This is a genomic window from Helicobacter kayseriensis (assembly GCF_021300655.1).
GTDB lineage: Bacteria > Campylobacterota > Campylobacteria > Campylobacterales > Helicobacteraceae > Helicobacter_G > Helicobacter_G kayseriensis.
This window is the reverse complement of sequence record NZ_JAJTNB010000001.1, coordinates 81,214-94,227: the sequence shown is the minus strand read 5'-3', so window position 1 is coordinate 94,227 and position 13,014 is coordinate 81,214. Positions and strand designations below refer to the sequence as shown.

Annotated in this window: 17 protein-coding genes; all 17 read left to right on the top strand. The window is 35.5% G+C overall.

Features of this window, described 5'->3' with window-relative positions; genetic code table 11:
- The first annotated feature begins 118 nt into the window (after positions 1-118).
- Genes lpxB through LW137_RS00400 form a run of 17 tightly spaced genes read left to right on the top strand, consistent with a single transcriptional unit; the run spans position 119 to position 12,945 of the window.
- Positions 119-1,156: a lipid-A-disaccharide synthase gene (gene lpxB / locus LW137_RS00480; protein ID WP_233032470.1), complete on the top strand. Its 1,038-nt coding sequence runs from the start codon at positions 119-121 to the stop codon at positions 1,154-1,156.
- 49 nt (positions 1,157-1,205) lie between these two features.
- Entirely contained in the window at positions 1,206-1,697 is a 492-nt protein-coding gene (greA, locus tag LW137_RS00475; protein WP_233032469.1) for a transcription elongation factor GreA, read from the top strand.
- 3 nt (positions 1,698-1,700) lie between these two features.
- Positions 1,701-2,129, top strand: coding sequence for a dUTP diphosphatase (gene dut / locus LW137_RS00470; protein WP_233032468.1), 429 nt, complete (start codon positions 1,701-1,703; stop codon positions 2,127-2,129).
- Positions 2,130-2,143: 14 nt separating this feature from the next.
- Positions 2,144-2,728: a hypothetical protein gene (locus tag LW137_RS00465; protein WP_233032467.1), complete on the top strand. Its 585-nt coding sequence runs from the start codon at positions 2,144-2,146 to the stop codon at positions 2,726-2,728.
- The gene (locus LW137_RS00460) at positions 2,712-3,713 is read left to right on the top strand and encodes a hypothetical protein (RefSeq protein ID WP_233032466.1); all 1,002 of its coding nucleotides are present in this window, start codon (positions 2,712-2,714) and stop codon (positions 3,711-3,713) included. The genes LW137_RS00465 and LW137_RS00460 overlap by 17 nt, the downstream gene beginning before the upstream one ends.
- 6 nt (positions 3,714-3,719) lie before the next feature.
- Positions 3,720-4,352: a type III pantothenate kinase gene (locus LW137_RS00455; protein ID WP_283092214.1), complete on the top strand. Its 633-nt coding sequence runs from the start codon at positions 3,720-3,722 to the stop codon at positions 4,350-4,352.
- Positions 4,349-4,654, top strand: a complete 306-nt coding sequence (locus LW137_RS00450) for a hypothetical protein (RefSeq protein ID WP_233032464.1) — start codon at positions 4,349-4,351, stop codon at positions 4,652-4,654. The genes LW137_RS00455 and LW137_RS00450 overlap by 4 nt, the downstream gene beginning before the upstream one ends.
- A gap of 2 nt (positions 4,655-4,656) precedes the next feature.
- Positions 4,657-5,304 (top strand): sulfite exporter TauE/SafE family protein, encoded by a 648-nt coding sequence (locus tag LW137_RS00445; RefSeq protein WP_233032463.1) that lies wholly within the window; start codon positions 4,657-4,659, stop codon positions 5,302-5,304.
- 33 nt (positions 5,305-5,337) lie between these two features.
- Positions 5,338-5,865 (top strand): D-glycero-alpha-D-manno-heptose-1,7-bisphosphate 7-phosphatase, encoded by a 528-nt coding sequence (locus tag LW137_RS00440; protein ID WP_233032462.1) that lies wholly within the window; start codon positions 5,338-5,340, stop codon positions 5,863-5,865.
- Between the two features lie 4 nt (positions 5,866-5,869).
- Entirely contained in the window at positions 5,870-6,874 is a 1,005-nt protein-coding gene (gene rfaD, locus LW137_RS00435; RefSeq protein ID WP_233032461.1) for an ADP-glyceromanno-heptose 6-epimerase, read from the top strand.
- Positions 6,865-8,271 (top strand): D-glycero-beta-D-manno-heptose-7-phosphate kinase, encoded by a 1,407-nt coding sequence (gene rfaE1 / locus LW137_RS00430; protein ID WP_346344778.1) that lies wholly within the window; start codon positions 6,865-6,867, stop codon positions 8,269-8,271. The genes rfaD and rfaE1 overlap by 10 nt, the downstream gene beginning before the upstream one ends.
- Positions 8,255-8,821, top strand: coding sequence for a D-sedoheptulose 7-phosphate isomerase (gene gmhA / locus LW137_RS00425; protein ID WP_233032460.1), 567 nt, complete (start codon positions 8,255-8,257; stop codon positions 8,819-8,821). The genes rfaE1 and gmhA overlap by 17 nt, the downstream gene beginning before the upstream one ends.
- Complete coding sequence (locus LW137_RS00420; protein ID WP_233032459.1) at positions 8,821-10,017, top strand: HD domain-containing protein; 1,197 nt, start codon at positions 8,821-8,823, stop codon at positions 10,015-10,017. Before gmhA ends, LW137_RS00420 begins: the two co-directional genes overlap by 1 nt.
- A 12-nt stretch (positions 10,018-10,029) precedes the next feature.
- Entirely contained in the window at positions 10,030-11,064 is a 1,035-nt protein-coding gene (locus LW137_RS00415) for a lipid A deacylase LpxR family protein (protein ID WP_233032458.1), read from the top strand.
- Positions 11,065-12,033 carry a lipid A deacylase LpxR family protein gene (locus LW137_RS00410; protein WP_233032457.1) on the top strand — a complete coding sequence of 323 codons (969 nt, stop codon included), beginning with the start codon at positions 11,065-11,067 and terminating at the stop codon, positions 12,031-12,033.
- Between the two features lie 34 nt (positions 12,034-12,067).
- Positions 12,068-12,280 (top strand): alkylphosphonate utilization protein, encoded by a 213-nt coding sequence (locus LW137_RS00405; protein ID WP_233032456.1) that lies wholly within the window; start codon positions 12,068-12,070, stop codon positions 12,278-12,280.
- Between the two features lie 11 nt (positions 12,281-12,291).
- Entirely contained in the window at positions 12,292-12,945 is a 654-nt protein-coding gene (locus LW137_RS00400; protein WP_233032455.1) for a uroporphyrinogen-III synthase, read from the top strand.
- Positions 12,946-13,014 lie beyond the last annotated feature (69 nt).

Below are 13,014 nucleotides of genomic sequence, written 5' to 3'. Positions count from 1 at the left end.
TTGCTACCACTACTTTCTAGAATCAAATCTTTTTTGCTCGATTCTAACATATCACACGATAAGATTTTAAATTCGAGATTTTAAAATTAGCCATACATAAAGAATTTAAGGAAATAAAGTGAGAATTTTGGTTAGTGCCTTAGAAGCAAGCTCAAACTTACATTTATCTGAACTAAGAAAACATCTTTGTGGAGTTGAATGGATAGGGATTTATGAGTTTGAAGATTCTCAAGGACTTTATACTCCAAAAGACTTTTCTGTGATGGGGTTTTATGATGTGCTTAAAAAAATCTTTTTTTTCAAGAGGGTAATGAAAGAAATGCTTATTCTTGCAGAAAAGGCAGATCAAGTGCTTTTGCTTGATTCTTCAAGTTTTCATATCCCTCTTGCCAAGGCGATTAAAAAGCGTTTTCCAAATAAAAAAATCTCATATTATATTTTGCCTCAAGTATGGGCATGGAAGCCTTGGCGCATTGAAACCCTCAAGTGCTATTTTGATTATTTATATGGAATTTTACCTTTTGAGATTTCTTTATATGAGGGTAGGGCAACTTATATTGGACATCCATTGTTAGATGAAATTATCAAACAAAAGCAAAATTTATCTAGGGATGGAAGTATTGTGTTTATGCCTGGAAGCAGAAGAGGAGAGATAAAACGCATCTTTCCTATTTTTTGTGAGCTCTTAAAGTATTTTAAAAACGAAAAATGTGTTCTTGTTATCCCTTCTTTTTATGCTCAAAGTAATTTGGAGGAAATTTATGGGGAAGAAATACATCGCTTTGAAATATGTTTTGATGCTCAAGAAGCTTTATATGAATCAAAATTTGCCTTTATTTGTAGTGGAACAGCAACCCTTCAGGCTGCACTTATCGGAACACCATTTGTACTTTGCTATAAAGCCAAAAAAATTGATGAGTGGATTGTGCGAAGTTTGATACGATTATCCCATATTGGACTTGCCAATATCTTATCTCTTAAAAGCGGGGGAGGAGAAATGCATCCTGAGCTTATACAAAAAGATTGCAATGCCAAGCAGCTCTTTTGGGCTTACCAAAATATGGATTTTGAACAATTCTTTTTAAAATCTCAAGAATTAAAAAAATATCTTCAATTTGGAAGCAGTGAAAATCTCGCACGGGCATTAATGAAATAGTTTTTTGATATGATTAGAGTTTTTATCCCCTAGAATTAAGGTTTTATTAATGAACAAAGAACCAATGACTCATTATGGTTATGAGCTTTTATGCGAAGAGTTAAAACAACTCAAAGAAGTTGAGCGTCCAAATATTGTTAAAGAGATCGATATTGCTCGTTCATACGGAGATTTGAAAGAAAATGCCGAATATCATGCGGCAAAAGATAAGCAATTATTTATCGAGGCAAGAATTGCAGAATTGGGTGAAATGCTTGCCAATGCTCAAGTGATCGATCCTAGCACATTGCCACATTCTAAAGTGAGTTTTGGAAGCACGGTTAAGATCTTAAATCTTGAGACAGACAAAGAAGTGGTTTATACAATAGTGGGAGGGATTGAGAGTGATCCTGCTCAAGGATTAATATCGTTTGGGTCCCCTATTGCTAGGAGTTTGTTAGGAAAAGAGGAGGGAGATGAAGTGACAATTCGTCTTCCAAGTGGAGAAAGTGATTTTGAAATTTTAGAGGTGGGGTATAAACCCATCGAATTTAGGAAATAATCAATGCAAATCAAAATTAAAAAACTTCATCCAAATGCAACAATACCTCGATACCAAACTCAAGGATCTGCTGGGTTTGATTTGCATAGTATTGAAGATATTTGTCTTGGAGCTGGAGAGCGTATTTTGGTTAAGACAGGGCTTGCATTTGAGATTCCTGATGGATTTGAAATGCAGATACGCCCAAGAAGCGGGTTGGCACTTAAATTAGGTATTAGTGTTTTAAATTCGCCAGGGACAATAGATAGTGACTATCGAGGGGAAGTTGGAATTATCTTAATTAATCATTCTAAAGATGATTTTAAAATCTCTTGTGGTGAGCGAATTGCCCAAGGTGTCATAACGCAAATTTTCCAAGCCGACTTCTTGCTCAGTGATGATCTTTCTTCTACAGAAAGAGGCGAGGGTGGGTTTGGAAGTAGTGGAATTTAAAAAGGATAAGAGCAATGAGTTTAAAAGAAGATTTTAGGCAAGCAAAAGAAGAATTAAGCAATGATGAAAAAATGCTTGAGAGTGCGTTCAAAATTGAAGCATTTGTTAAAAAAAATAAAAAAATATTATTAGGACTATTGGCTCTAGGGGCGATCTGTTTTGGAGGATATCAACTTAAAACATATTTAGATGAAAGGCGTGCTTTAAAAATTACAAAGATTTTTTCTGAAATCCAACAAAATGGGCAAAGCGAAGAGTTGATGCAAAAACTCAAAAAAGAAGGAGGAGAGCTTTATGAGTTTATGCAACTCTCTCGCGCAATTGAGGAGGGAAATCAAGAATTATTAGAACAAATGCAACACGCATCAAATCCTTTTGTTTCTAAATATGCTTGCTATGAGCTTGCTTCACTGACTCAAACTTTTGATTCACAAAAGGATTATGGAGCTTTTAAGGATTTGGTTCTTTTACAAGAGGGCTACTTAATGATTTCTAAAAAAGATTTTCAAAAAGCATCAAAATTCCTCAATGAAGTCGCACTTACCTCAGAATTTAAAGATTGGGCTTTAAGGATCGGACATTATGGAATCGCTCATTAGATTTATCTTGATGCTTGGAATAGGGGGTTTTTTATTTTGGGGATGTGCATCAAAAGAATATTTTAAGCCCTTGGAAGTTGCAGGCAAAAAAAAGATGAGTGGGGATCTACCTTCAAAAATGATTGATACCTCAAAGTATGGAGCAACCCTTAAGGACAAAAAAGTCCTAACGCAAGAAGGTCTAGATTTTACATTAAAAAAAGATGAAGAGTTTCTGACACAAACCCAAGGTTTTTATCTTGTCACAAAACATTGCAATACGCTTTTAATTTATGCAAATGACAAGAGTTTGAAGTCTTCTTTAGAGATTCCATCATGCCCAGTTAGTGCAACAATCAAGGGGAATCAAGTTGCACTCATAGGAAATGATAATACAGCATATGTCTATGATTTTTTAACTCAAAAAGAGTTATTTATCAAGAAATCCAATGCCGCTTTAGCTGTAAATTCCCTTTTGCAAGCCCCTATTTTTTTTGAAAATTATATTTTTTTCCCAACTTTAGATGGAAGTGTAGTTGTCGTCAATGGAAAAACTTTTGAAGTTGAAAAGAGTATGATTGTCGATTCTGCACCTTTTTTCAATAATGTGATTTTTTTGCATGTTGATAAAAATTTAGTTTTGGCTTCTACAGCTAAGCGAATCTTGAGCGTTTATGGAGGGAACACCTTTATGCTTGAAGAAGAGGTTCGCGATATTCAAGTTCAAAACAATAAAATCTATATCTCAACTCTTGATGGGCAAATTAAAGAGCTAGATTTCACACTCAAGACCTTAAGAAGTCTTAAATTTCAATTTGCATCCATTCCTGTTTTAAGTTTTTCGGGAAATAAAATTTATGCCATTGAAGATGGATCAGGTTTTTTAATCGAAATTGATCTTTCTAGCTTTACTCCAGAGATTTATAAACTCAGCATTTCTCGTGGAAAAAATGTTTTCTTGCAAAAAAATAGAATTTATTACGAAGACCAGTACTTGGAGTTTTGAGCTGTGATGTTTTGTGATATTGGAAATACATATTTTCATTTTTATCACAAGGGTTGTATGTGGAAAGAGAAACCAAAAAATCTCTCAAAAAAAGAGGGGGAGATTTTTTACATTAGCGTTAATCCTGAGTATGAAAAAAAGTTGCTTACACTTCATTCTTCTTGTATTGATTTAGCTCCGTTTTTTACTCTTGATACGGGATATATTGGGCTTGGTATTGATAGGATTGCAGTATGTGAAGCAATACAGGAGGGCGTGATTGTTGATGCTGGAAGTGCAATTACGATTGATGTGATGCAGGGAGGAATGCACCTAGGTGGTTATATTCTCCCAGGAATTGCAAGCTTCATTGAGATGTATGGCAAAATTTCTCCTGCTTTAAAAGTTATGCCTGATTTATCTGTAGAGTTTGATTTATTGCCTCAAAACACAAAAGAAGCTCTAGGTTATGGAATCTTAAAAAGTATTATTGGAATGATTAAAGAGGTTTCTGGAGGTAAAAAAATTTATTTTTGTGGGGGGGATGGGAAATTTTTTTCTAAATTTTTTGACGATTCTGTTTATGATGATACCTTGATCTTTAAGGGAATGCAAAAAGCATATGAAAATTATCAATGTGCATACGGGAAAAATAGATGAGATTTATTGTTTTTCTTTTGCTTGTTTCTTTCTCATTGCTTTTTGGAAATTGGGTCATGTTTGCAGATTCTAAAGACACCTATCTTTATAATACCCAAACAGGAGAGATTTATATCAGATACCGCAAAAAGGGTAAAAACTATGAAGATGTTTTTGTCAAAATGCCAAGAGGAATGACTCCTCAAGAAATCAAAAATCCCGCTCATTTGGACCCAAAAAGTGACGAATCTCTCACTGATGCCAAGCTTAAAAGTTTAAAAAAATCTCAAGAAATGATGAATGAAGCCCTAAAAGAGTTTTAGCTGTGGAATATTGGGCAATTTTCAATATCGCTTTTTTTGCCTCTCTTTCTCATTGCATAGGAATGTGTGGGGGTATTGTATTTGCTTTGAATGCCAAACTTCGTCAATTAAAAATCAATATCGTTCTTGCCAATCTTTTATATAACTTTGGACGCTTGAGTGCCTATGGAATGATTGGTATTTTATGTGGAGGAATGGGAGTTATTTTTGAGTTTTCGGCGCAAGCTAAAAGTCTATTCCAGCTCTTTATAGGTATGGCTGTCTCTATTATGGCACTACTTATGTGGATTGCCCCCAAGATTTTAAGTATTCTTGAGCCATCAACACATCAAAACCGCTTATTAAAAGCAATGTTTGCGGTGCTTTATCGCAATCTAAACTATCGCAATATTTTTTTTATTGGTTTGGCAAATGGTTTTTTACCTTGTGGGATTGTCTATTATTTTGCTCTTATTGCTCTTTCTAGCGGAGGAGCCTTGGAAGGGATGACTGTCATGATAGTTTTTGGACTTTGCACGATGATTCCTATGTGTCTTGCAGGGATGCTTTCTGCAATTTTGCTGTATCGCTCTTGGCTATATCGTTTGAGTTTATTTTTAATGCTTCTTTTTGGGCTATACACAATTTTCAAGGCTCTAAAAGGGTTATAATTCTGTTTGCTATTAGTTTTGGAGGGTTGTTCAATGAAAAAAAGAGCAGTTTTCTTCGATCGCGACGGCGTTATTAATATTGACCACGGTTATGTCTATGATCCAAAAGATTTTGAATTTACTTCAGGAATCTTTGAGTTACTTTCATTTTTTAAGTCAAAAGATTATCTTTTAATTGTTGTGACAAATCAGTCTGGTATTGCTAGAGGCTACTATTCTATTGAAGATTTTTTAAAACTTATGGAATTTATGCAAAATACCATCAAAGAGAAATTGGGATTTGCTTTTGATAAAATTTACTTCTGTCCTCATTTAAGTGGATGCAAATGTCGAAAGCCAGAGATTGGAATGTTTAAAGATGCTTGCATGGATTTTCAAATCGATTTGGCAAATAGTATCATGATAGGAGATAAAGAGACAGATATGCAAGCAGCTCAAAATGCAGGAATAGGAAAAAAATATTTTTTGACACTAAAGAGACCAACCAATCTTGAACATATTGAACAGCTCAAATGGGCTGTTAGTCTTGCTCAAATCAAAATTTTTGAAGGAGGAGAATAAAAGAATGTATATCTCACAGAGTCTAGAAGGAAAAAAGATATTGATTACTGGGGGAGCAGGCTTTATAGGGAGTACCCTTGCATTTTATTTTCAGACATATCATCCCAAGGCGCAAGTTGTAGTTGTAGATAAATTTCGATCAGGTGAGGTATTTCCGAGCGGCAATCTAACTTCCTTGGGGCACTTTAAAAATTTATTAGGCTTTAAGGGGAGGGTAGTTTGTGCAGATATCAATGATGCGGATGCTATGCATAAACTTTTTGAAGAAAAATTTGATTATGTCTTTCATCAAGCAGCCATTTCTGATACGACAGTGATGAATCAAGAGCTTGTTATGAGAACCAATCACGATTCTTTTATAGAAATTTTAAAGCTTACTTTGCAAAAAGGCGGGAAGATGATCTATGCCTCAAGTGCAGGAACTTATGGAAATTCTCCAGCACCCAATATGATTGGCTATGGAGAATCTCCTGAAAATGTTTATGGATTCTCTAAGCTTTGCATGGATGAAAGCATCAGAAGCATAATCGCTCAAAATCAAGATGCACATATTGTGGGGTTAAGATTTTTTAATGTTTATGGAGAAAGGGAATTTTATAAGGGAAAAACTGCTTCAATGATTTTGCAACTTGGGCTTCAAGCGATGCATCACAAAAAAGTGCGTCTCTTTAAGTATGGTGAGCAAAAAAGAGATTTTGTGTATATTCAAGATGTTGTGCAAGCCAATGTTAAAGCTATGGAGGCCAAAAAAAGTGGGATCTATAATGTTGGCAGTGGAGAAGCAAGATGCTTTAATGATATTGTCGGAAGATTAAAACATCATTTGGGCGATTTTGATGTTGAGTATATAGACAATCCTTATACCTTTTATCAAAATCACACAGAAGCAGATATTTCACTATCAAAAGAATTTTTGGATTATCAGCCACGATTCTCTTTAGAACAAGGGATTGATTTATATATAGATGAGATCAAAACAATTTATGCAAGGGAGCAGAAGTGTCTTTAAAAACTCCAAAAATTTTAGTAGTGGGAGATTTAATGCTTGATCATTATGTGATTGGCTCTTGTTCTAGAATCTCTCCAGAAGCTCCTGTTCAGGTTATAGAAGCACAAAGTGAGGAAAATCGTCTAGGAGGGGCGTGTAATGTTGCGCACAATCTTGCTTCTTTGGGAGCTCATGTAGAGCTATGTGGAGTGATAGGGGAGGATCATAATGGCCAAAAGCTATTATCTCTTTCTCAAACAAAGAAAATAGGTACAGATTTGGTTATAGCTTCTTCTTCTCGACCTACAACACAAAAAAGTCGGATTTTGGTTTCTAATCAGCAAATTTTGCGCATTGACTATGAAGAAAAAAAAGAATTAGATGAAGAAATACTTGAGAGGATATTCTCTTGTATTGCAAACAAGATAGAAACATTTGATGCTTTGATTTTATCTGATTATGGAAAGGGTGTTTTAACCCATGCAATGACACAAAAACTGATTGAGCTTGCCTGTAAAAATAAAATATGGGTTTTGTGCGATCCAAAAGGAAGTGATTATTCTAAATACAAAGGAGCGACTTTATTAACACCTAATAAAAAAGAAGCATTTGAGGCTACAGGAATTGAGATTAGAGATCATGTGACACTCTCCAAAGCCCTTACAAAATTAAAAGAAGAGTGTGATTTGACATATTCAATCATTACTTTAAGCGAGGATGGGATTGGACTTTTGGATCAACATATGGAGGTTATCCCAACACAGGCTCAAGAAGTCTATGATGTCACTGGGGCTGGAGATACTGTTATTGCTTCTCTTGCATATGCACTCTCTTGTGGTAAGTCTATTCAAGATGCATGTGCATTTGCCAACATTGTCGCAGCAATCGTAGTGGCTAAAGTGGGGAGTGCTGTAGCTACTCAGGAGGAAATTAAGTCTTTTCAAAAACGTCAGACTTCTTCTGTGAGTTCAAAAATCATCACTCTAGATCAGCTTCCTAACTCAGACAATATTGTCTTTACTAATGGGTGTTTTGATATTTTACACAAAGGACATGTGCAATATCTCCAAGAGGCAAAAACCTTGGGGGATCTGCTTATTGTTGGACTTAATTCAGATTCTTCTGTGAGGAGTATCAAGGGAGAAGATCGACCCATTAATAGCCAAGATGATCGTGCCTATCTTCTAGCCTCTTTAGAATGTGTAGATTATGTTATCTTGTTTGATGAACCTACGCCATATCACTTAATACAGGCAATCTCTCCTAAAGTCTTAGTCAAGGGAGCAGATTATCAAGGAAAAGAAATAGTAGGCAGTGAGTTTGCAGAAGAAGTACGATTGCTAGATTTTGTAGAAGGAAAGAGCACAACCAAGATTATTCAAAAAATCAAAGGAGATCAAAATGAAACTAAAAATTAAACAAGAATTTCAAGAGCACATTCAAACTACTCAAAAATCTCTTGAAGAATTGCAGTCTTTAATTTGTGAAGTTTCTAATCTTTTGATTAATACGCTAAAACAAAAGAAAAAAATCCTTATTTGTGGAAATGGTGGAAGTGCTGCTGATGCCCAGCATTTTAGTGCAGAATTAACAGGCAGATACAAACTTGAGCGAAGAGGGCTTCCTGCGATTGCACTCAGTACAGATACATCAGCCCTCACAGCTATTGGCAATGATTATGGATTTGATTTTGTATTTTCTCGTCAAGTTGAGGCATTAGCAGAGGAGGGGGATGTTGTCTTTGGAATTTCTACAAGTGGAAACTCTCTTAATGTGATCAATGCACTAAAAACAGGAAAAGAATTGGGGTGCCAATGTATTGGTTTAAGTGGTAAGGGGGGAGGAAAAATGAATGAAGTATGTGATATGCACCTTGTGATTCCCTCTTGTGATACCCCAAGAATCCAAGAGATGCATATTTTGATTATCCATCTTTTGTGTCAAGCGATTGATGAGGCTTTTGTGTGATGCAAACCCCTCGTATCACTTCAGATTTTCTTCGTAAAATATTTATTTCTGCCTCCATTAGACGCTGGAATGATCAAGCGTGTCCTGTGGAATTTGTAGAGCTTGATAAACAGGCTCATAAAATGCTGATTGCTTATTTTTTGGCTTCTTATGAAGAACATACAAGAAATATTCAAATTGACTGGGAAAAATTGATTCTGTATTTTTGTTTTGAATTTTTTGAAAGAATGGTGCTTACAGATATCAAACCCCCCGTATTTCACAAGCTTCAAAAGCATCACCGCAATGAATTGGCTGATTTTGTTGTACAGGAATTGCATTTGGAGCTTGCTCCATTTGGAATGCTAGAGGATTTAGAATCTTATTTAAAATCTCCCCCTAAGTGTATTGAAACAGAGATTCTTAGAGCCTCCCATTTTTATGCCTCAAAATGGGAGTTTGATATTATTTATCATTTCAATCCATATATGTATGATGTTGAAAATATCAAAAAGATTATCGATCAAGAAGTGGAGCAATTTTATCATCTTACAGGAATTGCCCATATTACGCTTTATAAAAAATCTCAAGAATTGATCGCTATGTTTGGACAACTCAGATTTCAAAAGCGCTGGAGTCAAACTCCAAGAGTTCCAGAGACAAGTGTTTTGGGACATACTTTAGTTGTTGCAATTTTGGGATACTTTTTGAGCCTTGATCTAAATGTGTGTAAGCAAATGCGAATCAATCATTTTTTGTGCGGACTTTTTCATGATTTACCAGAGATTCTTACACGCGATATCATTTCCCCCATCAAAAGAAGCGTTAAGGGCCTTGATGGGCAGATTAAACGCATTGAAGAAGAAGCAGTTAAAGAAAAGATTCTTTCTTTTGTGCCATCCAATATCGCTGAAGACATTTTGTATTTTACGCAACAAGAATTTAGCAATCGCTACAAAGTTGAGCATTTAGTCTACCAAGCAGAAAGCGCAGAGGACTTGATCAAGTTTCACAATCGAGATGAGGACAATCCTGTTTGTGGAGAATTTATGAAATTTTGCGATCGTCTTAGTGCTTTTTTGGAGGCTAGGATTTCTATTGGGCATGGAATTTCAAGTAAAGATCTTGTGGAGGGATCCCAAGGGATTTATGATGCATGCAAGCATCAAGAGCTAAATGGTTTGGATTTGGGGGCACTTGTACGAAATTTCATTTAGGAAAATATCAATTTGTCACACTATAAAAACAAAAAACAAATTAAATTGATTGGCTATTTGCTAACTGCAATGAGTCTATGCGATGCTATTTCTGCAGAAACCAAAGAGGATCTACAACATCTTCAAAATAAAAAAACTTTGATCCCCCTCTACCAAAAGCACTTTTTTTCTATTATTACTCAAAATGATTCTTATTTTAATGTCAAGATTGATCGTTATTACACCGCAGGACATGGGATCCTTTATAGCTCTCCAGAGGGAAAATATGGAATCCTTGACAAAATAGGCTTTTTAAAAGGAAACACTTCTTGGAGTTTTGTGATCAACCAAAGCATCTATACTCCAAAAGATCGACATGATCCAAATCCTCCAAAGGGAAGTCATCCATATGCAGGATATTTAAACATTGGTTTTTTGTGGCATCATCGCAATGAAAATGCTCTAGAAAATCTTGGAATCCGGATTGGAATCACTGGATGGCCATCTTTTGCAAAAGAAGTGCAAACTTTTGTGCATAATCTTTTTGGAACTGTTATTTTGCCTGGATGGGGAACACAGATTGAGATTGAGCCTATTATCAATCTCCATTACGATTGGACTTATCGAGTATTACTTGCAGAATTTGGAGTTTTTTCCTTAGATCTTTTGCCCTATATTGATACCGCTTTAGGAAATGCAAATATCTACATTAAAGGCGGAGCAATTTTTCGAATCGGACATCATCTTTCAAGCACTTTTTTGCCTCAAGGAATTGCTGGAGAAAATGGAGGGTCTAATACCGGAAGAGTTTATGCAGATGGTCTTGGATATTACCTTTTTTTGGGAAGTTATGGTGGATATGTCGCAAGGAAAATGTTTATCGAGGGGAATTCCTTTTCTTTCAAAAGAGCAGAGATTCTTCCTTGGGTTGGGGGATTGGTTGGGGGCCTAGCAATTGTTTCTGGCAATATGTCTTTCTCTTATGAATTTTTTTATATCAGCAAAGAATTTAGGGAGCAAGATCGAGCTCATGGTGTTGGTAGTTTGGTTTTTTCTTGGAGTTTTTAAATGAATAAAAGGCTTTTTGGATTTTTTTTCAGTTTGGGGATATTGCTTCAAGCTCAACCATATGAGAAACATTTTCTATCTTTTATTACACAAAATGATGCTTATGTAGATTCAATGATCGATAGATATTATACAGCTGGACATAGTCTCACCTATGCTTCAAAAGAAGGTGATTATGGATGGCTTAATACTTTTGGCTTTATTTCGGGAGAAACCTCTTTTAGTCTTCAGCTTTCTCAAAGCATCTATGCACCAAAAAATAAATTTGACCTATATCCTCCCTTAGATGATCATCCATATGCAGGTTTTTTAAGCTTTATTTTTGGGATCCATCACAGACAAGAGAACATGCTAGAAGGGCTTGGCATACGTATTGGTATTGCTGGAAAGATGGCGATGGGGAAACAAGCTCAAGATGCAATCCATACTGCTTTGGATGTAGGACTACTTTCGGGCTGGATGACACAAATCCAAAATGAATGGATTGTCAATCTCTATTATGAATGGAGTTATAAACATTTTCTATATCAAAGCACTTATTTTGACATAGAGGTATCACCAACCATAGAGCTTGCATTTGGCAATGCAAATATCTATGGAAAGCTCACAACCTTTTTACGTTTGGGTTACAATCTTAAAACAACCTTCTTGCCTCAAGGAGTGATTGGAGAAAATGGGGGATTGCAAAATGGGCGTGTATATGGTGATGGAATTGGTTTTTTTGGCTTCTTTGGATTAGGTGGATCGTATGTAGCAAGAAAAATGGCCATTGAGGGGAATTTATTTAGCCACGATCCTTATCCAAGAAATGCGATTCTTAATCACTGGGTGGGACATATGATTGGGGGGATCAGTTTTGTTTCAGGAAATTTATCTCTAAGTTATATGGCCGTTTGCACGACAAGAGAATTTAGACAACAAGAGAATCTTCACGCTATTGGAAGCATTTGGCTTGCCTATAGTTTTTGATAAAATTTAAAAAATACATCAAAAAGGAATAAGGATGAATGTCAAAGATTGCAATGGAAATATATTAAAAGCTGGAGACAATGTTCAAGTCATCAAAGATTTAAAGGTTAAGGGTTCTTCATTGACGCTAAAAAGAGGGGCTATTGTCAAAAATATTCGTCTAACAGAAAAAGAGGATGAAATCGAGGGCAAAGTAGATAAATCTGGAATAATTGTTCTTAAGACTTGCTTCTTAAAAAAAGCATAGAGTGCAAATTGATGCAGAATGAAATTATTGTCGTAGGATATCAGGCTTATAATTTCATTCCTAGTCTTGTTGTTGGTGAGATTGAAATGATTGAGTTTTATTTAGATCTCACCGAAATTGATTGTCTGATTTTTACCTCAAAAAATGCAATTAGATCTCTAGAAAAAAGTGCAACAAAATATCCTAGTATGGAAATTTGGAAGACAATTCCAAGTTATGTTATTGGTGAAATGAGTGCAAAAACACTCCAAGAGTTTGGTGGGCGGGTTGAGTATATTTCAACAAGCTCTCATGCTCAAGATTTTTGCAAAGAGATTGCTGGCTTTCTTGCGAAAAAAAAATGCCTTTATCTACGAGGAGAAGAGATTGCATCTAGTCTTGATCAGACACTTCTCAAACATGGAATACTTCTCCAATCTCAGATTGTCTATAAGAATCGATGTGCAGAAGTCCTAGATGCTCAACCTCCCCCAAATGGATCCTATCTGATTTTTACAGCACCTAGTGCCTATAGATTTTTTTCAAGTCTTTTTGCTTGGAACTCAACTTATACAGCCATTGCCTTGGGCAAAACAACATTTTCTGCTTTTGATCAACGCATCAATAAGATTCTTTCCCCATTTCAAAATATTCAAAAAACAATCGCTTTCCTCAAAAGTCAATAGAGATACAACCCAAGAAAAAGCTTTTCATAGTAAAATAAGTAAATCAATGCGTTTTATTGCATTTAGATG

What these genes read in the sequence shown, in the direction of transcription:
- LW137_RS00410 (WP_233032457.1), top strand. Translation starts at nt 11,065, where the DNA reads ATGAATAAAAGGCTTTTTGGATTTTTTTTCAGTTTGGGGATATTGCTT.
- LW137_RS00420 (WP_233032459.1), top strand. Translation starts at nt 8,821, where the DNA reads ATGCAAACCCCTCGTATCACTTCAGATTTTCTTCGTAAAATATTTATT.
- rfaD (WP_233032461.1), top strand. Translation starts at nt 5,870, where the DNA reads ATGTATATCTCACAGAGTCTAGAAGGAAAAAAGATATTGATTACTGGG.
- LW137_RS00400 (WP_233032455.1), top strand. Translation starts at nt 12,292, where the DNA reads ATGCAGAATGAAATTATTGTCGTAGGATATCAGGCTTATAATTTCATT.
- greA (WP_233032469.1), top strand. Translation starts at nt 1,206, where the DNA reads ATGAACAAAGAACCAATGACTCATTATGGTTATGAGCTTTTATGCGAA.
- LW137_RS00405 (WP_233032456.1), top strand. Translation starts at nt 12,068, where the DNA reads ATGAATGTCAAAGATTGCAATGGAAATATATTAAAAGCTGGAGACAAT.
- LW137_RS00465 (WP_233032467.1), top strand. Translation starts at nt 2,144, where the DNA reads ATGAGTTTAAAAGAAGATTTTAGGCAAGCAAAAGAAGAATTAAGCAAT.
- LW137_RS00440 (WP_233032462.1), top strand. Translation starts at nt 5,338, where the DNA reads ATGAAAAAAAGAGCAGTTTTCTTCGATCGCGACGGCGTTATTAATATT.
- LW137_RS00450 (WP_233032464.1), top strand. Translation starts at nt 4,349, where the DNA reads ATGAGATTTATTGTTTTTCTTTTGCTTGTTTCTTTCTCATTGCTTTTT.
- LW137_RS00460 (WP_233032466.1), top strand. Translation starts at nt 2,712, where the DNA reads ATGGAATCGCTCATTAGATTTATCTTGATGCTTGGAATAGGGGGTTTT.
- gmhA (WP_233032460.1), top strand. Translation starts at nt 8,255, where the DNA reads ATGAAACTAAAAATTAAACAAGAATTTCAAGAGCACATTCAAACTACT.
- dut (WP_233032468.1), top strand. Translation starts at nt 1,701, where the DNA reads ATGCAAATCAAAATTAAAAAACTTCATCCAAATGCAACAATACCTCGA.
- LW137_RS00455 (WP_283092214.1), top strand. Translation starts at nt 3,720, where the DNA reads ATGTTTTGTGATATTGGAAATACATATTTTCATTTTTATCACAAGGGT.